Annotated in this window: 23 protein-coding genes; 8 read left to right on the forward strand and 15 right to left on the reverse strand. The window is 63.4% G+C overall.

All coding sequences use genetic code 11. The features are described 5' to 3' along the window. The gene (locus tag BLU15_RS16275) at positions 1-1,737 is read left to right on the forward strand and encodes a peptidoglycan D,D-transpeptidase FtsI family protein (protein ID WP_089042887.1); all 1,737 of its coding nucleotides are present in this window, start codon (positions 1-3) and stop codon (positions 1,735-1,737) included. 52 nt (positions 1,738-1,789) lie between these two features. On the opposite strand, the gene BLU15_RS16280 is transcribed toward BLU15_RS16275, so the two are convergent. Further along, entirely contained in the window at positions 1,790-2,476 is a 687-nt protein-coding gene (locus BLU15_RS16280; RefSeq protein WP_060608056.1) for a TetR/AcrR family transcriptional regulator, read from the reverse strand. A 143-nt stretch (positions 2,477-2,619) separates the two neighbouring features. Here BLU15_RS16280 and BLU15_RS16285 point away from each other — a divergent pair, with 143 nt between their 5' ends. Genes BLU15_RS16285 through BLU15_RS16295 form a run of 3 tightly spaced genes read left to right on the forward strand, consistent with a single transcriptional unit; the run spans position 2,620 to position 5,598 of the window. Then, positions 2,620-3,630 (forward strand): efflux RND transporter periplasmic adaptor subunit, encoded by a 1,011-nt coding sequence (locus tag BLU15_RS16285; protein WP_089043031.1) that lies wholly within the window; start codon positions 2,620-2,622, stop codon positions 3,628-3,630. Between the two features lie 7 nt (positions 3,631-3,637). After that, a complete protein-coding gene (locus BLU15_RS16290) occupies positions 3,638-4,879 on the forward strand; it encodes an ABC transporter permease (RefSeq protein ID WP_090296496.1) in 1,242 nt (413 codons plus the stop codon). Further along, positions 4,876-5,598, forward strand: a complete 723-nt coding sequence (locus BLU15_RS16295) for an ABC transporter ATP-binding protein (RefSeq protein WP_060608059.1) — start codon at positions 4,876-4,878, stop codon at positions 5,596-5,598. Before BLU15_RS16290 ends, BLU15_RS16295 begins: the two co-directional genes overlap by 4 nt. 11 nt (positions 5,599-5,609) lie before the next feature. Here BLU15_RS16295 and BLU15_RS16300 read toward each other — a convergent pair whose 3' ends face one another. From BLU15_RS16300 to BLU15_RS16320, 4 genes are all read right to left on the reverse strand, one after another. Then, the gene (locus tag BLU15_RS16300; protein WP_060584807.1) at positions 5,610-7,658 is read right to left on the reverse strand and encodes a calcium-binding protein; all 2,049 of its coding nucleotides are present in this window, start codon (positions 7,656-7,658) and stop codon (positions 5,610-5,612) included. Positions 7,659-7,976: 318 nt separating this feature from the next. Continuing rightward, positions 7,977-8,372, reverse strand: coding sequence for a cupin domain-containing protein (locus BLU15_RS16305; RefSeq protein ID WP_244546757.1), 396 nt, complete (start codon positions 8,370-8,372; stop codon positions 7,977-7,979). A gap of 187 nt (positions 8,373-8,559) precedes the next feature. After that, positions 8,560-8,964 (reverse strand): DUF1236 domain-containing protein, encoded by a 405-nt coding sequence (locus BLU15_RS16310; protein WP_060521874.1) that lies wholly within the window; start codon positions 8,962-8,964, stop codon positions 8,560-8,562. 608 nt (positions 8,965-9,572) lie between these two features. Beyond that, entirely contained in the window at positions 9,573-9,758 is a 186-nt protein-coding gene (locus BLU15_RS16320) for a hypothetical protein (protein ID WP_090296662.1), read from the reverse strand. A 328-nt stretch (positions 9,759-10,086) separates the two neighbouring features. On the opposite strand from BLU15_RS16320, the gene minC reads away from it, so the two are divergent. From minC to minE, 3 genes are all read left to right on the forward strand, one after another. Further along, on the forward strand, positions 10,087-10,839 hold the full coding sequence (minC, locus tag BLU15_RS16325; RefSeq protein WP_060521873.1) for a septum site-determining protein MinC: 753 nt from the start codon (positions 10,087-10,089) through the stop codon (positions 10,837-10,839). Positions 10,840-10,954: 115 nt separating this feature from the next. After that, positions 10,955-11,770 (forward strand): septum site-determining protein MinD, encoded by an 816-nt coding sequence (minD, locus tag BLU15_RS16330; protein ID WP_034798389.1) that lies wholly within the window; start codon positions 10,955-10,957, stop codon positions 11,768-11,770. Continuing rightward, positions 11,767-12,027 (forward strand): cell division topological specificity factor MinE, encoded by a 261-nt coding sequence (gene minE, locus BLU15_RS16335; RefSeq protein ID WP_034798387.1) that lies wholly within the window; start codon positions 11,767-11,769, stop codon positions 12,025-12,027. Before minD ends, minE begins: the two co-directional genes overlap by 4 nt. Positions 12,028-12,127: 100 nt before the next feature. On the opposite strand, the gene BLU15_RS16340 is transcribed toward minE, so the two are convergent. The 10 genes from BLU15_RS16340 to BLU15_RS16385 all read right to left on the reverse strand — a co-directional run bounded on the left by BLU15_RS16340 (position 12,128) and on the right by BLU15_RS16385 (position 21,515). Then, positions 12,128-12,979 (reverse strand): cupin domain-containing protein, encoded by an 852-nt coding sequence (locus BLU15_RS16340; RefSeq protein ID WP_090296498.1) that lies wholly within the window; start codon positions 12,977-12,979, stop codon positions 12,128-12,130. A 69-nt stretch (positions 12,980-13,048) separates the two neighbouring features. After that, positions 13,049-13,615, reverse strand: coding sequence for a TetR/AcrR family transcriptional regulator (locus tag BLU15_RS16345; RefSeq protein WP_043618747.1), 567 nt, complete (start codon positions 13,613-13,615; stop codon positions 13,049-13,051). 34 nt (positions 13,616-13,649) lie between these two features. After that, a complete protein-coding gene (locus tag BLU15_RS16350) occupies positions 13,650-14,735 on the reverse strand; it encodes a Gfo/Idh/MocA family protein (RefSeq protein WP_060521871.1) in 1,086 nt (361 codons plus the stop codon). Between the two features lie 34 nt (positions 14,736-14,769). After that, a complete protein-coding gene (locus BLU15_RS16355) occupies positions 14,770-15,609 on the reverse strand; it encodes a carbohydrate ABC transporter permease (protein WP_060521870.1) in 840 nt (279 codons plus the stop codon). A 1-nt stretch (position 15,610) separates the two neighbouring features. After that, positions 15,611-16,516: a carbohydrate ABC transporter permease gene (locus BLU15_RS16360; protein WP_090296665.1), complete on the reverse strand. Its 906-nt coding sequence runs from the start codon at positions 16,514-16,516 to the stop codon at positions 15,611-15,613. A 7-nt stretch (positions 16,517-16,523) separates the two neighbouring features. After that, the gene (locus BLU15_RS16365) at positions 16,524-17,597 is read right to left on the reverse strand and encodes an ABC transporter ATP-binding protein (RefSeq protein WP_060521868.1); all 1,074 of its coding nucleotides are present in this window, start codon (positions 17,595-17,597) and stop codon (positions 16,524-16,526) included. After that, the gene (locus tag BLU15_RS16370) at positions 17,594-18,520 is read right to left on the reverse strand and encodes an ROK family protein (RefSeq protein WP_060521867.1); all 927 of its coding nucleotides are present in this window, start codon (positions 18,518-18,520) and stop codon (positions 17,594-17,596) included. Before BLU15_RS16370 ends, BLU15_RS16365 begins: the two co-directional genes overlap by 4 nt. Then, positions 18,520-19,317 carry a 6-phosphogluconolactonase gene (locus tag BLU15_RS16375; RefSeq protein ID WP_060521866.1) on the reverse strand — a complete coding sequence of 266 codons (798 nt, stop codon included), beginning with the start codon at positions 19,315-19,317 and terminating at the stop codon, positions 18,520-18,522. The genes BLU15_RS16370 and BLU15_RS16375 overlap by 1 nt, the downstream gene beginning before the upstream one ends. Further along, positions 19,314-20,189: a sugar phosphate isomerase/epimerase family protein gene (locus BLU15_RS16380; RefSeq protein ID WP_162741116.1), complete on the reverse strand. Its 876-nt coding sequence runs from the start codon at positions 20,187-20,189 to the stop codon at positions 19,314-19,316. Before BLU15_RS16380 ends, BLU15_RS16375 begins: the two co-directional genes overlap by 4 nt. Positions 20,190-20,255: 66 nt before the next feature. Beyond that, the gene (locus BLU15_RS16385; protein WP_371589958.1) at positions 20,256-21,515 is read right to left on the reverse strand and encodes an ABC transporter substrate-binding protein; all 1,260 of its coding nucleotides are present in this window, start codon (positions 21,513-21,515) and stop codon (positions 20,256-20,258) included. Between the two features lie 194 nt (positions 21,516-21,709). Here BLU15_RS16385 and BLU15_RS16390 point away from each other — a divergent pair, with 194 nt between their 5' ends. Then, a complete protein-coding gene (locus BLU15_RS16390; RefSeq protein WP_226020779.1) occupies positions 21,710-22,045 on the forward strand; it encodes a MurR/RpiR family transcriptional regulator in 336 nt (111 codons plus the stop codon).

The following is a 22,045-nucleotide window of genomic DNA, read 5'->3' on the forward strand; positions in this document are numbered from 1 at the left end:
ATGGCACGCAAGGCTCAGCTCCGGCCGGATCCCCGCGGCCGCCTTCTCCTCGTCATCGGCGCCTTCGCGCTCGTCTTCGGCCTCATGCTCGCGCGTCTCGTCCAGCTCGGCGCCGCCGACTACGAGCGCACCGGCTACATACCGCCGCCGCCGTCGCTCGGCCGTCCCTCGATCCTTGACCGCAACGGCAATCTGCTGGCGATCGACGTGCCGAGTTCCGGGCTTTACGCCGAGCCTCGACTGATCGTCGATGTGGACGAGGCAGTCGAGAAGCTGACCGAGATCTTCCCTGATCTCGACGGGCGCGACCTCTATCGTCGGCTGAAGAGCGGTGCGGCGTTTGCCTGGATCAAGCGGCAAGTGACGCCGGCCGAAGAGCAGGCCGTCTGGAACGCCGGCCTTCCAGCGATCGGCTTCCAGCGCGAGAAACAGCGCTTCTATCCCAACGGCACGCTTGCCGCCCACGTGCTCGGCGCGGTCGATATCGACAATATTGGCATCGCCGGCATCGAGCGCTGGATCGAAGGCCAGGGGCTGGAGGTGCTGCGTCAGAGCGGCATGGATCTCTCCCATCGCAACCTCGAGCCGGTGAGCACGACGCTCGATATCCGCATCCAGCATGCGCTCGAGGTCGAGTTGCGCAAGGCGATCGCCAAGTTCAGCGCCAAGGCCGGCGCCGGCCTGGTGCTCGACGTCACCAATGGCGAGATCCTGGCGCTCGTTTCTTACCCGGATTTCGACCCGAACCTGCCGGTGGACGCACTGAAGCCCGACCGTATCAACCGCATCGCCGCCGCCACCTTCGAGATGGGCTCGACCTTCAAGGCACTGACGACGGCCATGGCGCTCGATTCCGGCCAGTTCACGCTCCGCTCCGTCATCGACGCCAGCAAGCCGCTCGCCTTCGGCCGCTTCCGCATCAACGACTACCGCGGCCAGCATCGACCGCTGACGGTGCCGGAGGCCTTCATCTATTCGTCAAACATCTCGATGGCGAAAATGGCGATCGCGGTGGGCCCGGAGAACCTGCGGGCATTCCTGACGCGCTTCGGGCAGATGTCGCGGCTGACGACGGAACTGCCCGAAAGCGCCCACCCACAATTGCCGCGACGCTGGGGCGAGATCGACACGGCGACCGCCTCCTACGGCCACGGCATCGCCGTGACGCCGCTGCAGGCGAGCATCGCGGTGGCGGCGCTCGTCAACGGTGGGCGCCTTATAAGGCCAACTCTGATCAAGGGTGCGGCGCTCGACGAACGCATCATCGCGCGCAATCTGATCAAGCCGGAGACCGGCGAGGCGCTGCGCTATCTGCTGCGGCTCAACGCCAAGACCGGCTCGGCAAAGAAGGCGGAGGTCAAAGGGTATTTCATCGGCGGCAAGACCGGCACCGCCGAAAAGGTGGTCAGCGGGCGCTACTCGAAGGAGCTGAACATCACATCCTTCATGGGCGTCGTTCCCGTCGACAATCCGCGGTATCTGCTTCTTACTTTGCTCGACGAGCCCAAGGGTCTGAAGGAGACCTATGGCTTCCGCACCTCCGGCTGGAATGCAGCACCGCTGGGCGGCGCGGTTTTCGAACGGATCTTGCCGATGCTTGCGCTCATGCCCGATTTCGAAATCGCAGACGTCAGCTTCCCCGAGATCAGCAGCCAGGGCGCCTTTGGCTCCCAGCTCTTTCCGTCTCCGACGAACACAGGCGAGCGCAACAGCGGCGCGATCGACGGAGCGCTTTGATCCCTGCCGCCGCGGCAGGCAATGACGCGCGAGCCGGCAACCGAACCGTCGGCTATGCCTCAAGGAAAGCGCGGGAGAAACCCGGTTCGGTCACTTCGATCGTTCCATCCGGGAGCTTCAGAAAGCGCTCGATGGCGGTGCCGTAGGTTCGCATCCAGCCGTCGAGCATCGCAGCCGCGCCGTCGAGGTCGCCGGCCTCCTGTCGCTGCAAGGCCTTGTGCATCACTTTGGCGACACTCAGCCGCAGTTGCAGCAACATCAGGGCGGAAGCTTCCGGATCGGGCGCATCGAGCGTTCCGTCCGCGTGCCCACGCCGCAGCATTTCGGCGACCAGCGGCAGGCTGACGGCCATCAGCGCCTCGTCGATACGGTGATAGAGCGCGACATTTTCGGGCTTGAAGAGGGCGTTGAAGCTGTTCTTCAGCTGCGGCGCCATGTCGAGCTTCAGCCGCCGCGAGCCGGCAAAAAGCGCATTCAGCCGGCCGACTGCATCGAGCGACGAATCTTCGAAAAGCGGCTGCAATTCCTTCAGGTTCCGCTCAGCCAGGCGGGTCGCGACCGCCTCCAGCAAGGCCTCCTTCGAGACGAAATAGTGGTAGAAGGCACCCTTGGATAGATTGGCCTCGCGGATGACGTCGTTGACCGTTGTATTCTCGTAGCCGTGCAGAAAGAACAAGCGCTCGGCGCAATCGATCAACTCGTTCGATCGGACTTCCGGCGATTTCTTCGTTCTGACCATGAGCGCTCCCAGAACGCGGCTTAGCACGGGTTTTCGGCGCGGTCCACGACGCTCCTGAAGGTCGAGGAAATCGGCAGCCTTGAAACAAACCGACCGTCGGTCTATTTATACAGAACGGATTGGAAGCGTTCAAGGAGCGTCTCGTGCGGCTCACTCGTTATGCAATTGGAGCGACCGTTGTCGTTGCCGTCGGTGCGGCAAGCGCCTGGTATTTTCTTCGCCCGGTTCCCGTCTCCGTCATTTCGCCGAAACGCGGCGATGCAGCGGAGATCATCTATGCGGATGGCGTGGTGGAGCCGCGCACCTGGGCGAAAGTCACCCCGACGGTCGCCGAGCGCATCGTTGAGCAGTGCAATTGCGAGGGACAGCGTGTCGCCAAGGGTGACGTGCTCGCCCGCCTCGACGACACCGAGGCACGGGCGGCGCTTGGCGAACTACAGGCGCGGCTGACGCTGGCGCAGGAGGAATATCGGCGCAAGCTGGCGCTCGCCGAACGCAGCACGATCAGTGAACAGGAAGTCGACCGGGCGCGCAGCGAACTCGGCCAGCTCGAAGCGCTCGTCGCCGGCCGCCAGGCGCGGCTCGCGACCTATGTGCTGCGCGCACCGAGCGCCGGCCAGGTACTCAGGCAGGACGGCGAGATCGGCGAGGTCGCGGATCTCGGCACGGTGCTCTTCTGGGTCGGAGAGCCGAAACCGCTGATCGTCACCGCCGACGTCAACGAAGAGGATATCCCGCGCGTCGACGTCGGCCAGAAGGCGCTGCTCCGATCGGATGCCTTCCCCGACCGCAAGCTGGAAGCGACCGTCGACAGCATCACGCCCAAGGGTGATCCGGTAACGAAGACCTATCGCGTGCGCTTTCGGCTGCCCGACGACACGCCGCTTCGGATCGGCATGTCGACCGATGTCAACATCATCGTGCGGGTCGCCAGCGGCGCCTTGATCATCCCGACCGTGGCGCTGGAAGGAACGAAGGCCGCCGTGATCGACGGCAATCGCGCACGGATCCGAGAACTGAAAACGGGCATCCGCGGCGCCGACGGCGTCGAAGTCCTCTCCGGCCTCAAAGACGACGCGCGCGTCGTCTCGCCCTTCCCGACCGGTCTTGCCGATGGCACGCGGGTGAAGGCCACCCCTTCGCCGGAGAAATGAGCCCGCCATGCGCCTCATCCTCGACATCGCACTGACGCACATCACCGGCCGAGGCCGACAGACGATCGTCGCGATGCTGGGCGTGGCGGTCGGCGTCGGCTTCTCCATCGCCATGGCAGCGCTGATGCAGGGCGGCCAGGACGACTTCGTTCGCCAGCTCGTCGACACGATGCCCCATGTGCAGGTGACCGACGAGCAACGCACGGCGCGCCGCCAGCCGGCGGAAGACCTGTTTAGTGCCGCAGCCATTTCCGGCCTCAGGCCACGCGACGACCGCCGCGGCATCATCAACCCAACGGCAGCGCTCTCCTGGCTCGACGGCTGGATCCCCGGCCGCTTTGCCGCCACCCTCAGGGCGCAGGGCGTCCTTCGCTATTCCGGTCAGGAGGTCGGCGCCGCCGTCATCGGCATCGATCCGCAGGCGGAGCCGCGGGTCTCGCCGATCATCGGAGATTTCAAGGCGGGCAGCTTCGCGGCCCTTGCCGCCGGCGGCAACAATGTGGTGATCGGCGATACCATGGCCTCCCGGCTCGGCGCCAAGATCGGCGACACGATCACCGCTGTCTCTTCGGAAGGGCTCAGCCGCCGCTTCAAGATCGTCGGCCTCTTCCACACCGGCACGACGGCGCGCGATGAGGGCGAGGCCTATGTGCTGCAGAAAAACGCCCAGATCCTCTCAGCCCGGCCCAACGCGATCAACGTGATCAACATCAAGCTCGACGATCCGAACGCCGCCCCGACCGTCGCCCGGCGTATGGAGGCGGAACTCGGCTACAAGGCGATCGCCTGGCAGGAGGCCAACGAGTCGATCCTCGAGGCGCTCGTCGTGCGCAACGTCATCATGTACACGGTCGTCGCCGCGATCATGCTGGTCGCCGGCTTCGGTATCTTCAACATCATCTCGACGATCACGCACGAGAAGGCGCGCGACATCGCCATCATGAAATCGCTCGGCTTCACCGAGACCGACATGCGCATCCTCTTCGTGCTCGAAGGCGTGGCGATCGCGACAGTCGGCACGCTTCTCGGCTGGGCGTTCGGCTTGGCAATGATCTATGGCCTTTCGCTCGTCCGCTTCGAGCTCGCCGCCACCGGCCAGGAGATGACCCGGCTACCGATCGCCTGGAGCATGTTGCACTATCTGATCGCCGCCGCTTTCGCGCTCGGATCGGCAGCGGTTGCCGGCTACCTGCCGGCGCGGCGCGCGGCCCGGGCAAATCCCGTCGATATCATCCGGGGCGCGACATGAGCACGCTGATCGAAACCAAGGATTTGACGCGGATCCTCAGGGAGACCGTACCTGTCACGCTGGTGAAGGACATATCGCTCACCATCGGCGAGCGGGAATTCGTCGCTGTCACCGGCCCCTCCGGTTCCGGCAAGTCGTCGCTTCTCTATCTGCTCGGCCTGCTCGACCGGCCGACGGGTGGCACGCTTATGATCCGCGGTCGCGACACGGAGCGAATGGACGAGAACGAACGGGCAGCCACGCGGCTCGCCAATATCGGATTCGTCTTCCAGTTCCACTTCCTGTTGCCCGAATTTACCGCCCGCGAGAACGTCGAAATTCCCATGCGTAAGCTCGGCCGCCTCGGCCGGAGCGAGATGCGTGAGAAGGCAAGCGAGCTGCTTGCGGCACTCGGGCTTGCCGATCACCTCGACAAGCGGCCCGATCAGCTCTCGGGCGGCCAGCGCCAGCGCGTGGCGGTCGCCCGTGCGCTCGCCAACGACCCGCCGCTGATCCTCGCCGACGAACCAACCGGCAGTCTCGACAGCAAGAGCTCCGAGCAGGTCTTCAGGATCCTGGAAACGCTGGTGCGCGAAGAGGGCAAGACCGTGGTCGCGGTCACTCATGACCTGGATATGGCCGCGCGCATGGACCGGCGCCTTCATCTCATCGATGGGCACCTGACCACGGAGACGATCAATGCCGCGCGCCAAGACGAAGGCGCAGCTCCGGAGGCCTGACGAACGAGGCCTCAGCCGAAGACGAGATCGCTTTCGGAGAGAACCGAGAGCGAGCTATCCTCGATCAGAATGCCTTCGGTTTCCGAGCCATTGAAGGAGACGAACACGCCATCGGCCGTGTCGCGCGCTGCGGCAAGGAAATCCGCATAGCTGTGAATACCCGTTGTGTCCTGGGCCTCGTCGGAAAAGGCGATGCGGTCACCCTGCCGGCCATCGAAATCGAGAATGCGATCGAGGCCCACCTCGCCGGAGGTTTCCGACGACCAGTAAAAGGTGTCCGCGCCGCGGCCACCCGTCAGCACATCACTGCCGTTACCGCCGCTCAATAGGTCGTTCTCGGACCCTCCATCGAGGAAATCCGCCCCGTCGCCGCCGAAGAGCTGGTCGTTTTCCGACGCGCCCGTCAGCTTGTCATCCCCGCCGCGCCCCTCGAGGATATCGTTGCCGCTCGAGGCGTAAAAAGTGTCGTTGTCGTCGCCGCCGCGCAGTACGTCGTCGTAGCCCCCGCTCGAAACGTTGAAATATTCGATACCGGTGAACGTCAGGCCGGTATGGGTGACACCCCGTGCCGCGTCGAAGTCCATCGCCTCCGGCAGGCCGCCATAGTTGAGGTTCAGGAGGTCCCGGCCTTCACCGCCATCGACCTCGCCGACGTAGCGGGCATTGATCGTGTCGTTGCCCGCGCCGCCGCGCAGGATCGACGCAACACCGAGGCTGCCACCGCCGGGGAAGGTGTCCTGCAGCCAGTCGTCTCCGGCGCCGCCATCCAGCACGTCGCTGCCGCCGGTATTGGCTAGCGTGTCCATTCCATCGCCGCCATAGGACACATCGTCACCGGCGCCCGTGACGATCGAGTCGTTTCCGGCACCCCCGTGAATGTAATCATTGCCGTCTTCGCCATAGAGCGCATCCCCTCCGGCGCCGCCCTCGAGGTGATCGTTTCCAGCGCCGGCCTCGACCACGAGATAGGTCAGATCGCCGGCGATCACCCGATCGTTGCCGCTGCCGAGCATGAGGCTCGCCTCCTCGATGCCGCTAATGACGGTGCCGGTCGAGGCCCGTCCGGCGGAGAAGTCGACCGTCAGGTCGCTCGTGCGCTGCGTTTCCTTGATCCATAACCAGTCCTGGCCCGCCCCACCGTCGATTTCTGCCGAATACAGCGTCGAGGTGATCTGATCGCGGCCGTCACCGCCAAACAGGCGATTGGCGCCGAGCCCGTCGATGATCGTATCGTCGCCGGCACCCGCGTCGATGAAGTCGTTGCCGCCGCCGGTCTGGATGACATCGGAAAGCGTACTCCCCAGGATCCGGTCGTTGCCGCTTCCCGTCGTCACTTCGATCTTTTCGATGCCGTCATAGGTGACGAAGATATGGCGCTCGCCTGATGTCTGATGACCGATGATGCCGTGGCCGTTTTGCAGGTTGAAGACGACGGGGGCTTTGGCGGCGACGAGATCGATAGCCAGCGTATCGGTGCCGCTGCCGCCGGAGACGGTGCTTCCGGTACCGATGAGAACGAAGCGGTCGTTGCCGGCGCCGCCATTGAGACGATCGTGACCGCCGCTGTTGGTGATGAGATCGTTTCCGCCACCGGCGTAGACGACATCGTTGCCGGCGCCCGTCGAGATGTTGTCGCCTGAGGCGGTGCCGGCGATCCGGTCGTCGCCGCTGCCGGCAAGCACCCGCAACCACTCGATATCGTGGAAGAAGACGTGGCGCCCGGCGAGCGCAGGATCTCCGACATAACCGTGGCCGGACCCGCCGTTGAACACCATGCGCTCGGAGGTTTGTGAGAAATCGACCACGAGACCATCATAGCCGGCCCCTCCGGTGACCGCACCGCCGGTCCCGTTCAGCACGATCTGGTCGTCGTCGGCACCGCCGTCGAGCCGATCGTAGCCGCTCGAGCTTATCAGGGTATCGCGCCCGCCGCCGCCGCTGACGAAATCATCGCCAGCGCCGCCGTCGATCGTGTCGGCGCCGAAAAGCCCCCAGATGCGGTCGCTTTCCGCGGTACCCTTCAAAACGTCGTTCCCATAGGAACCTACGATCCTCGCCATGCGATCACTCCCCTTCAAACAATTTTCAAGAATACTTTGCCACGGAAATATCGACACTTCTACGCGGACTGTATTTATATAAACGCGCAAAGCAATACCGAATAAATACTCGAAATACTGGCAATATAATTCGAGATTTATATTAGTTGTTTCGCGCGTATATTTTCATCGTCGGCGCCGTACGTCCCTCGGCACGAGAAACACGCGTGCGGGCTTTTCGGGAAGGCGGAGCCCAAGCCACGAGCCTCGATAGCCGGTCGCTGCCGGACACGACGGCTTTGCCCGAAGTTCGGGTGGTGGCTTATGGGAGGTGCCGGCCTATCCCTGCACCGGCGCGGCTGCCCAGCGCCTGGTCGCCTCCGCTGCACCGTCAAAGCTTGCCTCGAAGGCTGCGGAAGCAAGCACAGCGCGAATGTGGAGCGTTTCGCCGCCGACATTTGCAAACCCGTGCCAACGCAATTTCGGCACGATCAGCGATTGATTGCTGGTGAGGATGAAACGTTCGTCGTCGATCCACATTTCCGCCTGCCCCGCCACCACCGTCAGCACCTCTTCGACGGGATGGCTATGGGTGGGCGCGCCGGCGCCGGGCGCGATCCATTGTTCGAACAGGCACAATCCGGAAGCGCCATTGAGCGCGGAGATGAGCATGCGGGTCTCAACCCCCAGGCGCCACATCTCGATCGGCCAGTCTTCATGCGCGACAGCTCCCATGACGTGCTCCCCGCCGATGAAATCCGGCCAGCAGTTTATCAGGTTGAACCAATCGACACGACCGATCCCGCTGTATGAAGCGCTCAAGGGCACTTGATGCCTCGCCTTACGATAGCTGGGCAAAAGCAAGGGGCGGCGCGGAACGCCACCCCTCCCTGAGAGACTACGGTATGAAGACCGCCTACGGTCAGTTGATGACCTGGACCACCGTTCTCGACTGCGGCTCGACGATCACGCGGTGCTCGTTTACGACCGCATAGGCGTAGCGCGGATTATCGGGTACGGGCGTCAGGACGACGGCTTGCGGGATGGGTTTACCGATCACCACCTGCTCCTGCACGACGACCGAAGGCGGTGCGGGTTGCTGTTCGACATAGGTGATGACTTCCGGCGGCGGCGGCGTCAGCGCTCCACCGAGCGCGCCACCGACCACGGCACCCACACCGGCACCGATCGGCCCGCCGACGACGGCACCCGCCGTCGCGCCGCCAACGATACCTGCGGCCGTGCCGGCTTTCTGGTTGGCATCCTCAGCAAATGCGGATCCTGCCATCAAAGAAACAACAGCCGCGGCGATTATAAGCTTCTTCATGATCTAGTCCTTTCGTTTGATCACCACATCAACGAAAGGAATAATAATTTGTTCCGAATCCACGCTAATTTCAGCGCATCACGCTTGATAAATTTCATTAACAATCAATATATGATCGACATCAACGCCATGCAAATCCACGACGTATCGACCAATACCGATTCTATACTACAAAGAACGGAGATTAGCCCTCTATGTGACTAAGAGCGCACTTCGTGCACTCACGGCAAACCCATCTGCCCCCGCCACGCTTTCTGCCCGCACCACCCATTAGTCCCGGGGCAACCGGCCAAGAAGCAGTTTGTTCCCTTCCCTGTTGCCGCAGCGTACGCATTTCAGCGCCGGGCCGATGGAATTGAGAGAGACGCCCCATCCGCGCCTGTTTGCAACAAGCCGGCGATCAATCCGCCCCTGGTGGCGGCATTTCCCGCATTTCGCCACGAGCACGTACCATTCCGGCAAGAGTTCCAGGGTCGCCCCGTCATCGTCGGCGTCTTCGCGCGGCATCAGGTCGATGCTTCGACGATGCCTCATGTTCATTCCTCTCGAAGCTTCGACTCGCTTCTCCCGTCATCCAGCTGCCGGGCCTGAAGCGGCCCGCTCCTTCGTCAGCGCGCGGAACCGTCGAGCCGAAGCGCAAGCTGGACACCGCCACGCTTCAGCCGCGGCAACGGCGGCGCCATGTCGATGCGGCCGAAGGTGCGCTTGCGCCATTCGGCCTCGCGTTCCCGCTTCTTTCGGGCGGCCGCAACCGCGGCCATGGCGCGTTCGATCACTTCTTCCGTGTGGGTCATGGTCTCCATCCGACTCATGGGAACCTCCGCTTTGTTCTTGTTATGTTCTTATTTTAGCGTTCCAATGTCAACTCCCCTCATGAGCCCGGACGAATCGCTCTTGCCGTATCGAGGCTTTCTGCGTCTCTCGGCGCCGGGCGCAGGGTCTGATCGGCCGAAGCCAAGGCGACGATGGGCAAAAGAGCGGCTTTTTCCGCCGCCCGATTTTCCTTGTTTTCCAGCGGCCGGCGACCGGTCCTCAGCGCCGCCTCATTAACCTTCGCATTGCCGAATTAACCATTTGTTAACCATTTGATCGATACACCGAAGCAACGGAAAATTTACCAAGATGAACGATGTGTTAACCGAATCCCGGCCGATCCGCCTCAAGGGGCGATCCTTCCTTGCGCTAGCGCTGACCCCCGAGCTTCCGCTCGAGGATTGGCTCACCCGCCTCGACCATCTCGCCTCCCGCTCCGCCGGTTTCTTCCTGCGGCGCCCGGTCGTGCTTGATGTCGACGGCCTCGATATCGACCGGTCGCAACTGCGCGAACTCGTCGACCAGCTCGGCAAGCGCAATGTGCGCATCATGGGCATCGAAGGCGCGCGCCAGTCTCTGCTCGGCGCCGACCTTCCTCCCGCGATGACCGACGGTCGCCCGGCAGCGGACTACGAAGCCAAGATGGCGGAACAGGCCGAAAAGAGCGAGACGCCGGAAGCGGAAGCAGCCGCGGAAACCGTGATCACGGCAGAACCGCTTGCCACCAAGGCGACGCCGTCGATCGTCGTCACCCAGCCGGTGCGCTCCGGCCAGTCGCTGTTCTTCCCCGAAGGGGACGTGACGATCATCGGCTCGGTCGCCTCGGGCGCCGAAGTCGTCGCCGGCGGCTCGATCCACATTTACGGCGCGCTGCGCGGCCGGGCGATGGCCGGCACCACCGGCAATGCTTCGGCGCGGATCTTCTGCCGCAAGCTCGAAGCGGAACTGATTGCGATCGACGGCTTCTACAAGACGGCCGACGACATGGAGCAGAACCTGCGTGGCAAGGCCGTGCAGATCTGGCTCGACGGCGAAGAGCTGAAGGCGGGAACGCTCGGTTAGGCCGAGGCAAGGAAAGGTGCGGATGCTTGCCATCCGCATCTGGTGATTCAGGTCGATCCGGCCGGGGTCACGAGGACGTAGGCGAAGGCGAATTCTTAGATACTTGGAGAGACGAATGGGCAAGGTAGTCGTAGTTACATCGGGCAAGGGCGGCGTCGGCAAGACGACGTCCAGCGCCGCACTGGGCGCCGCACTCGCTCAGAACGGCGAGAAAGTCGTCGTCGTGGACTTTGACGTCGGTCTGCGCAATCTCGACCTCGTCATGGGCGCGGAACGCCGCGTCGTCTATGACCTGGTCAACGTGATCCAGGGCGAGGCCAAGCTGTCGCAGGCGCTGATCCGCGACAAGCGCTTGGAAACGCTCTATCTGCTGCCGGCCTCCCAGACCCGCGACAAGGACAACTTGACGCCGGAAGGTGTCGAGAAGGTCATCGCCGCCCTTCAGAGCGCCTTCGACTGGGTCATCTGCGATAGCCCCGCCGGCATCGAGCGCGGCGCGACGCTGGCCATGCGCCATGCCGACATCGCGATTGTCGTGACCAATCCGGAAGTCTCGTCGGTGCGCGATTCCGATCGCATCATCGGCCTGCTCGATTCCAAGACGCTCAAGGCGGAAAACGGCGAGCGCATGGAAAAGCACCTGCTGCTCACCCGCTACGACCCGGTACGCGCCGAGCGCGGCGACATGCTGAAGGTCGACGACGTGCTCGAAATCCTGTCGATCCCGCTGATGGGCATCATCCCGGAAAGCGCCGACGTGCTGCGCGCGTCCAACGTCGGCTCGCCGGTCACGCTGGCCGACACCCGCTCGGCCCCGGCGCTCGCCTATTTCGAGGCGGCTCGCCGACTGAAGGGCGAGGCCCTGCCGATCAACATCCCCGGCGAGAAGCGCAGCTTCCTCGGCAAGATCTTCGGAAGGAAAGCGGCATGAACCTTTTCCGTTTCTTCTCCCGCACACAGTCAGCGCCGGCGGCCCGCGAACGGCTGCAGGTACTGCTCGCCCATGAGCGCGCATCCGCCGGCGATAGCGATCTCGTCACCAAACTGCGCGACGAAATCCTCCAGGCGATCTCCAAGCACATGCAGATCGACGACGACAAGGTCCGCGTAACGATGGAGCGCGGTCCCCAGGTCTCGACGCTCGCCGTCGATATCGAGATCCCCTTCGACGCAAAGAAGGCGGCCTAAGGGCCGCCAACTTGTTTGGGAAGCAACGTTCCTCTCGGCCGACTTCCTGTTTTCAGATACGGCAGCATCCAGCGGGTACTGCCGTATTTTTTGTCTGAGATCAGTACTCCGGGGCGACACCGAAGACGAACTCCACCTTGTCGCCCGTCATGTTGAAATACTGGTGATCGAACCCCGCCGGAATATAGAAGCCATCGCGCGGGTTGAGCTCGAACCAGACCTGGCCTTCGGCATCGGGCACATGGATGTTCAAGATACCCGACACCACGTAGAGGCATTCGTCACCCTTGTGGCGCTCCATGCCGGTGCGTTTTCCCGAAAGCAGCGTCGTCTTGCCGACGGTGAGCTGATCGGTCGCGCAATAGAGGCCAGTATAGGCGCCCTGCGTTTGCCGATCGAGGCTTAAGAGCAGATCGGCATCGCGCATCGGATGGATTGTCCTGGCCTTCCGCTGGGCGTCGGCGTCCATCGGCCAGCGACCGATGAACTCGCTCTGGCCATAGCGCGATTGCTCGATCTCGATATAGGGCTTGGTGCGCGCATAGGGGCCTGACGTGCCCTTGGCCGGCGGCGGCGCGAAGAATTCCAGCACGCGGACCTGCTCGTTGCCAAGGTTGAAACCGTGGTGCCAGGTGTCCTTGCGGAAGAACAGCGCCTCGCCTTCCTTCGCGACGCAGAATTCACCCGTCTCGGGGTTGGCAAGGCCGAGTGTACCACTCAGCACGTAGAGAACCTCGTCCGCCCCGAAGATCGTGCGGAAGGCCTCCGTATGCTTGAAGCAGCCGCCGGGCTGCATGCCGAAGACAATCTGGTGAATGCTTTCCGTCGAGGCGTAGATCCAGTCGTCGACGAGACCGGCATTTTCCTCGCCCCAGAGATGCCGCGTGACGCCGGCATAGGGGATGTGGCTAGGACGATCGAAGATAGGACGGGGAGACGGCTTGTATCCCATCGGAAAACTCCTTGGTTCTGGGCGCGAAGCGGCGCGCCGATGTGGGGGGATGTCAGCGCGCGATGCGCGCTATTTCGGCGGCGCTTGCGCGTGCGTCCGCTCCAAAAGCCGGGCGGTGACGGCGCGCTTCATCTCGGGGTCGAGGTGCATGACGTTGAAGACTTCCGCAAGCCACATGCCCTCGACCGCCAGTCGCGTGATCGTCGCCTCGACAGGGTCGAGGCCGTCATTTTCGACGGATGCCTGGCAGCGGATGTTCTGCTGGCGCACGATCTCCAGAAGGTCGGGGAAGTTCGACAGCGCCGCGGTGATGCTGGCACCGAGGCGGTCGTACTGATCGCCGGTGCTTGTGGCCTCGCCGAGCGTGGCGCGCACATAGGCGCGTGTATAGCGGCCATGCGGGTCCTCGTCCTCGGTTTCGAGGCCGGAGAGACCGGTCTCGAAACGGTAGACGAAACGTTCGACCATCGCCCGCACCAGCGCGTCTTTGCTGGCGAAATGGTAGAGGATGCCGCCCTTGCTGAGGCCGGTCTGCTCCGCCACTTCGTCGAAGGTGAGGGACGACACGCCCTTGCCGACGACGATCGCTTCGGCGGCGGTGAGGATACGGTCACGTGCGGTTTCGCGTTTTGCCATGTCGATACAACTCAAGTGTGTGAAACGTGTCCTGCTATAGCCCCGAACTCTCGCGCAGGCGACCGACGATCTCGGCCATCAGCGCCAGATCCTGACGCGAATCCGAGAGTGTCGTCTTCGGCTTGGTGCCGTTGACGAGATGATCGTGGAAGGCGCGCAGCTCCAGGGCGAAGGGGTCGGTGTAATCAGGGCCGAAGGTGCGCGTTTCGGTCTCGGTGTCGGTGCTGTCGATCACTTCGAGCGCAGTCGGCAGGTTGCGGATATAGGGCGTGTCGTAGCTGACGCGCAGCTGCCGGCGATCGGAAAGCACCTCTATTCGGGCATCGAAACGGGCGACGTTGTCGATCATGGCTTCGTAGATCGCGGTGAAGTGGCCGTAGTCGAACAGAGCGACAATGGATTCGCCGTTGCATTTGTGATGCGCAGCAATGACCCGCTTCGGCAGGCCGATCAGTTCGCGCATCGCCGAAAGGCTGTGCGACGAAAGCCCTGTCAGCACCTGATAGGCACGCATCAGATCGGCGGGCGCATCCTCGCCAACCACCTGCTTCAAAAGCGCCGTCGTCTGGGCGCGCGATTCCGCCAGGAACGCCTGGTCGAGATCCGTGGGGTAGAAGATATTGCGGGTCTGGCGGATGAAGAAGGGACCTTCGCAGATGATGTCGCGGACGCGGACGTAACGCACATCGCTCTCAGCCGGCATCATCGCCTTGGCGCGCAGGAAGCTTGGCGAATAGCGGCGCATATAGGCGACGAAGAGGAGCCGGTCCGTGGCGTCGGCCAGCGGCGCGACCGCGTCGATTTCGCCGAGCGTCAGGCAGGCGGGCTTTTCCAGGAAGACGTGTTTCTTCGCCTTCAGCGCCATAGCCAGATAGAAGCTGTGCGTCTGGTCCGGCGTCAGGATGAAGACGGCATCGATATCAGGCGCGGAGACGAGCGCTTCCGCGGTTTCATACGTCTTCGCCCCCGGATAACGGGCCGAACAATAGGCCGTCAGGCTCGGCGACACGTCATAGACGCCGGCGATTTCGAACAGATGGCGATGATCGGCCAGGATCGGCAGATGCATGAGCTGGCTGACTTCGCCAAGCCCGATCAAACCAACACGAACGACACGCATGTGAGTACCCTTTCCGCCTCGAATGGAGGCCATTTCAACCCTTGACCGCACCGGCCGTCAGGCCGGAGACGATATGTTTCTGGAATATCAGCGCGAGAATGATCAGCGGCACCGTGACGATGGTCGAGGCGGCCATGATCGCCCCATAGGGGAATTCGTAGCGGCTCGACCCGGAGATCAGCGCGATCGCCACCGGCACGGTGCGGTTCTCGTCGGTGAGGATGAAGGTCAGCGCGAACATGAACTCGTTCCACGAAGCGATGAAGGCAAGCAGCCCGGTCGAGATCAGCGCCGGCCCCATCATCGGCAGGAAGATGCAGCGCACGATCCGCAGCGGCGAGCAACCGTCCATGATCGCCGCCTCCTCGATCTGTTTCGGCAGGTCGCGCATGAAGGTCGTCAGCACCCAGATGTTGAAGGGCAGCGTGAAGATCATATAGGCGAAAATCAGAGAGCCGATCGTGTTGTAGAGCCCGAGCCAGCGGATCATCTCGAAGAGGCCGGAGAGCAACGCGATCTGCGGAAACATCGAAACGGCCAGCACGAGCAGCATGATCGGCGAGCGGCCACGGAAATCGATGCGGCCGAGCGCGTAGGCCGCACCGACCGCCAGCATCAGCGACAGCGCCACGACCGAGAAGGCGACGATCAGCGAATTGAGCAGCGAGCGCAGGAAGACGCCGTCCGAAAGGATCGCCGCGTAATTGTTGAACTTCAGGTCGGGCAAGAAGGTCACGTCGAAGATCGCTTGGCCCGACTTCATCGACGAGGCGATCATCCAGTAGAACGGGAACAGCGTATAGAGCGCGACGATGCCGAAGAGGGAGTAGATCGCTATTCTGTGCAGGCGTTTGCCGGTGTTGCTCCTGACCATGTCAAACTCCCATGAGGCGGCGATTGAGACGGAAGACAGTGACGTAGATGGCGGTCACCAGCGCGATCATCAGGAAGACGGCGGTGCTGGCGGCCGAGCCGACGCCCATGTCCTGGAAGTTGACGAGCACTTCGCGGGCGTAGATCGAGACCGTCTTGGTGTCGTCGCTGTTGGAGGAGAGCACATAGCTCAGGTCGAACATGCGCAGCGCGTCGAGCAGGCGGAAGAGCACAGCGACCGCGATGCTGGGGGCAAGCAGCGGCAGGGTCAGTGAGGTGAACTGCTTCCATGCCGGCACGCCATCGATCGACGCTGCCTCGTAGATGCCGCGCGGCAGCATCGACAGCCCCGCGAGAATGAGGAGCACCATGAAGGGCGTGGTGATCCAGACGTCGACGGCGATGATCACGGGCATCACCAGCGCCGAATTGGCAGTCCACGCAACCCCACTTTCAATCACGCCGGCAAGCTTCAAAACGTGGTTCACGATGCCGAACTGGTCGTGCAGCATCCATTGCCACATGCGCGCGCTGACGACGACCGGGATCGACCAGGGGATCAGGATAATCGCTCGCATCATGCCGCGCCCGGCAATATGGGAATTGAGGAGCAGCGCGATCGTCAGGCCAAGTACCGTCTCGATCGAAACGGAAATGACGGTGAAATAGAGCGTGTTGCGCACCGACTGCCACCAGAGCGGATCCTCGAACAGCGCATAGTAGTTGTCGAAGCCGACATAGCTATAGAAGTCCGGCTCGGTGAGCAGGGCGTCGGTGAAGGAAAAGAGGAAGGTGCGGCCGAGCGGCCAGAGCGCCACACCGGTCAGGACGAGCAGGCTTGGCGCGAGAAAGAGCCAGGCGGTGCGAACCCGCGCCTGCCGCAGTCCTGTTGATCGTGAACCCGCCATCATGGCCTCACGCTCCCTTGGCCGAGAGCGCCATGTCGTCGGCACCGAAAATATGCGCCTTCGACGTCAGCCAACCGACGGTGACGTCGGCATTCGGCTTCAGATCGGGTTTGCCCTGCGCCTTGACGACCAGCGACTGGCCGTTGCCGAGACGCGCGTGAACCAGCGCCTCGCCGCCCAGCGGCTCGACAAGCTGCACGGTCGCCGGCAGGCGGACATCGCCGCCGCCGAGGATCAAGTCTTCGGGCCGGATGCCGACGCTGACTTCGCCTTCATAGCCAAGGTGCCCAAGCCCATGGCGGGCGTCGAGCACGTCGAGGCGGCTTCCCCCGGCGTCATTGGCAAGCGTCCCGGCAAGAAAATTCATGCGCGGCGCGCCAATGAAGCTGGCAACGAACTTGTTGGCCGGCCGCTCGTAAAGTTCCATTGGCGTGCCGACCTGCGAGATGCGACCGTCCTTCAGGACGACGATGCGGTCCGCCAGCGTCATCGCTTCGAGCTGGTCGTGGGTGACGTAGACGGTGGTGGCTTTGAGCTCGCGATGGATGCGAGCGATCTCCACCCGCATCTCCATGCGCAGATCGGCATCGAGATTGGACAGCGGCTCATCGAACAGGAACAGCTTTTGCGAGCGGACGAGCGCGCGGCCGATGGCGACGCGCTGCTGCTGGCCGCCCGAAAGTTGCGCCGGACGACGCGCGAGCAGATGTTCGATCTTGAGGAACCGGGCAACCTTCGCTACCCGCTCCTTGATTTCGCCGCCGGCAAGCCGCGCCGTTTCCAACGCGAAGCCGAGATTGCGCTCGACGCTCATATGCGGATAGAGCGCGTAGGACTGGAACACCATGGCGATGCCGCGACGTGCCGGCGCCGTCTCGTTCATGCGCGCGCCGCCGATCTGCAACTCGCCGTCGGTAATTTCCTCGAGCCCAGCGATCATGCGCAAAAGCGTCGACTTCCCGCATCCGGAGGGACCGACGAAGACGACGAACTCGCCTTCTGCGACCGAAAGGTTGACCTTGTCGATCACGGTCAGCGCACCAAAACGCTTGACGACATTGGTAAGGGCAATTCCACTCATTGGCGCACCGTCTGGTTGGCAGTCCTGTTTGCAAGCGCAGCCACGCCGATGGCGCAGGCCGCATCACCGAGGAGGCTTGGAACGATCGGCATGTCGCGCGCGCCATCGGCCCAGATGAATGGCCGCGTCAGCGTGGCGAGCCGCGCATTGACCGACGGGTCGCCGCCGATGCCGCCGCCGAGAATGAGCACGGCCGGATCGAGCGTGTTGACGAGCTGGCCAAGATAGGAGGCGAGCGACAGGAGGCCGTCGGCCACCATCTGTGCGGCCCGCGGGTCCTGAGCTTCGGCTTCGAAGAGCTGCAGCGCGCTTGCGTCCGGTCGGCCAATCATACGGCCATAACGCTCGCCCAAGGCCTTGCCGCTCGCAAAAAGCTCGAGGTTGTGGCGAACCGCCTGGTCCTGCCCTTCGCCCGAGAAGGCGACGAGATCGCTGCCCGAGAAATGGATGGCGAAGCCACGGGCTCCTGCATAGGGCGCGCCGCCGATCACCAGCGAATGGGAAAGCCCGGTGGAGATGGTCACGTAGACGAACGGATCGATACCGCGGCCTGCGCCAATCCAGCCTTCGGCGAAGGCGGCGGCGCGCACGTCGCTGTCGATATGCAGCCGCCCGAAACCGCTGAGACGACCGTGATAGTCGAGGCCGCGCCAGTCGAAGTTCCAGGCGGAGGCCGGCTCGCCGGCGCCGGTCACCAGTTCCGGCAAGCAGACGCCGAGACCGGTCGTCTCGACGCCAAGCGCTTCGCCTTCGTGGCGAATGGTCTCGGCGAGCGCGGCCACCAGTTCCAGCACGGCAGCACCGCCCTCCTGGCAGCGGGTCGGCTCGGTGCGCTCGGCGATCACGGCGCCGTCGGCGAGACGAACAAGGCAGGCCTTGGTCTTCGTTCCCCCGACATCGATGCCGATGGCATGCTGGCCCATCACCGCGCTCCCCACTCACCGGCAGCGTCGGCATCGGCGTAGAGTTCGGCGCTCCGGCATTCGACGGCGATGGTGGCCGGCCAGCTTGGATCGTAGGCACGCGCACTGGTCAGGCGATAGAAGGCGTGGCGCTTTCCCTGACCCCAGACGATCATCGCGACGGCATTCGACTGTTCGGCGATCGAGCCGATGCCGATCGTCACGCCATGGGAGGGCACGTCGTCGATGCCTGAAAAATCCGGGAAGGTCGCGAGATTGTCGCGCCGCGTCTGTTCGGCAAGGGCAACGATGCGGGTGCCGCTGTCGCGGGCAGAGCCCGGCGGGTTGAAGGCGATATGACCATCACCGGCGCCGGAGGCGAGCAGGAAAAGATCGATACCGCCGGCGGCAGCGATGCGCTGATCGTAGCCGCCAGGTGCCGCGATATCCGGCATCCAGAAGTTTTCGGATGGAATGCGGAAGTGGTCCGGCAAGGACGCATTGATGCGGCCGACGATCTCGCGTTCGCCGAAGCCACGGCAGGAGTAATGCGCCTCCGACGGCGGCGGAGCGAAACTGCCACCCTCTGCGGGGCGGAGATATTCGTCCATCATGACGATGATCAGCCGCGAGCAATCGACGGGCTCGCCGGCAAGACGGCGTCCGAGCGCCTCATAGATCGGCAGCGGACTGCGCCCACCCGGGCAGCCGAGAACGTAGCTTCGTCCCGCAACACTCGCTTGCCGGATACCGGCAATGATCCGCTCCGCAAGGCGATCGCCGATGGCAGCGGGCGTATCGTGGATTTCGACCTTCATGCGCCGGCCCCGTTCACAAGGAGCTTCGAGACGAAGTCATGGTTGCGCCGGGCGATCGTTTCCGGCGTATCGGGATGGTTCAGTGCCAGATCCTGCTCGACCACCAGCGGGCCGTCGTATCCGGTCTCGCGCAACACCGACAGGAAGGCGGCGATATCGACGACGCCGCGATCGAGATCGGTCATGATGCCCTCTTCGAAGGCGCGGTCCGAGTGGATGCCTTCGGAAAGCACGCGCTCGCGGAAGGCACCGTCGACATTCTTCAGATGCACCGAATTGATGCGGTCGCGGTGGCGTCGATAGAAGGCGATCGGGTCGGCCTTCCAATAGGCGTGATGGCCGGTATCGAGGCAGAGCCCGACGAGATCGGGATCAGTATCGGCAAGCAGCCGCTCGATCTGCTCCTCTAGCTCGACACAGGTGCCGACATGCGGGTGGAAGCTGAACTGCAGCCCGTGGCTGCGGGCGATCTCGGCCGCCCGGTTCGTCTGGTCGATCATCGCGCGCCAGCCGGCCCCGTCGACGACCCCCATGCGGGCCTTCGGATAGAACTCCGATTCGTCCATCAGGATGAAATGCGTGCCGCCGTTTTCGGCGAGCAACTTGCAGATCGCCTGCGCCTTTTCCTCAAGCACCGGCCAGGTGGATGCATCGGCAAGCGTATGCACATGCGCGGCCGCGACGACCTTGAGGTCGCGGCGCGCCAGCTCGGACGAAAGCACCTTGGCATCCGTGGAGAAGTAGCCGTAAGGGCCGAGTTCGGTGTGCCGGTAGCCGGCCGCATGGATGCGGTCGAGATAATCGGTCCAGCCGAGATCATTCCCCTGGGGCCAGTAGATGCCCCAGCAGCACGGTGCGATCGCAATATTCACGTTAGTTTCCTCAGATCCTGTGGTGGCGGGGTCCGTCACGCCGGACCCCGTATCGTCGAGGCGGGCTTACCAGCCCCGCGCCTTCAGCCGCTCCAGATCGCTGCTGACCTTGACGAGTGCATCCGCAGCACTTTCCTTGCCGCTCAGCACATTGTGCACGCCATTGAAGATCCGCTGCGAAACGCGGTTGTAGGAAGCGCCGGTCACCTGTGACGGCCGGGAGGCGCTTTCGGCATAGGCCTTTTCGGCAAACGCGAGCGACGGATTGGCGGCGAGGATGTCCTTGTCCTCGTAAAGCGCCTTCAAGGTCGGGCTATAGGCCTGAAGCGCGCGGCGCTTCTGTTCTTTCGCGCCAGTCAGGTAACGCACCAGGCTGACAGCCGCATCGACATCGTCGGCATATTTGGAAACGCCAAGCAGGCCGGCACCGTAGCAGCCACTCGACTTCTGGCCTTCCGCCCCGACCGGCAGCGCCATGACGCCGATCTTGCCGCGCAGCGAGGAGTCCTCAGCCTGGGTCGTGCCCCAGACATAGCTCCAGTTACGGTGGAAGACGGAATTGCCAGCCTCAAAGACGCCGCGCGAGCCTTCCTCGTCATAGTTCAGCACGCCCTCAGGGCTGATGTTGCCGATCCAGGAACGGGCGAGATCAAGCGCCTTGACGGCCTCGGGATTGTTCGCGGTGATGGTGCCGTCCGGCGAGATGAAGTTGCCGCCGCCGAAGGAAGCGACCCATTCGAGCGCGTCGCAGATCAACCCCTCATAGGCGCGGCCCTGCCAGACATAGCCCCACATATCGGGGCTACCGCCGGCGCGTTCCTTGTCCTGGATGAACTTCGCCGTCTCGGTCAATTCCTGCCAGGTCTTCGGTTCGCCCTTGCCGTACTTTTCAAGCAGATCCTTGCGGTAGAACATCAGGCCGGCATCGACGAACCAGGGCATTGCCAGAAGCTTGCCGCCAATGGTGGCGTCGGCGAGCGAGGATTCGAAATGGGCGGAGACTTCGTCGGCCGGAACCTTTTCGCGCAGGTCGACCAGATGCGGCGCCAGCGTTCCGACCCAGATGTTGTCGAGCGTGAGAACGTCGACGTCGCCGGACTTGCCGGCGAGCAGCTGCTGGTAGAGCGGCAGCGCCTCGCCCCAGTTGGCTGGCATCTTGTTGATCTTGACGGTGTTGCCGGTTTCCTTGGCCCAGGCCTCGGAGGCCGACTGGCAAAGCTCGAGCTCGGCGCCGGCCGAGCTGCAGAAAATCGAGACTTCGGCCGCAGCCGCCGGCATGGCGGCAAAAGCGACACCGGCCATGGCGGCCGCCTTGAAGCACTTCATCCAACGCATTCTCGTCTCCTCCCCAGAAAACGTGTTGTTGCGATCAGCGATGATTGATTTACTATACCGTCCGGACGGTACAGTAAAGCGAAAAAACATGGAGGCGAGCAGGAGGGTGGGGAAACAGCCCGCATCCGGCCGTTTTCGAGAGGATGCACCCACCCTGCCTGCGAGGCGAGTTGAGGAGGAATGTGATGGAGAGCACCACCGTGTCGACAAGCCATGGAAATGCGGTTGCCGAAACGAACGCGGCGCAAAGGCGCCCCGGCGACATGGGGGAGCTAAAGAGGATGTTTGCGTCCAGGGCGCTCAGACTTCCGCGGCAGCTCGAACAGATCGCCCTGGTCGCGCTGGCAAAGCCGGACCTCGTCGCCTTTGGCAGCGCCCGCTCGATCGCGCTTGCCTGCGCCGTCTCGCCGACGACGGTCGCCCGTTTTGCGACCGTCCTTGGTTTCGATGACTTCCGCGACCTGAAGGCGTTCTTTCAACAACACCTGCGAAATGCGCGGATGGTCTCCGCCTCAGCATAG

Source organism: Ensifer sp. YR511, assembly GCF_900103045.1.
In the GTDB taxonomy this organism is placed as follows: Bacteria; Pseudomonadota; Alphaproteobacteria; order Rhizobiales; family Rhizobiaceae; genus Ensifer; species Ensifer adhaerens.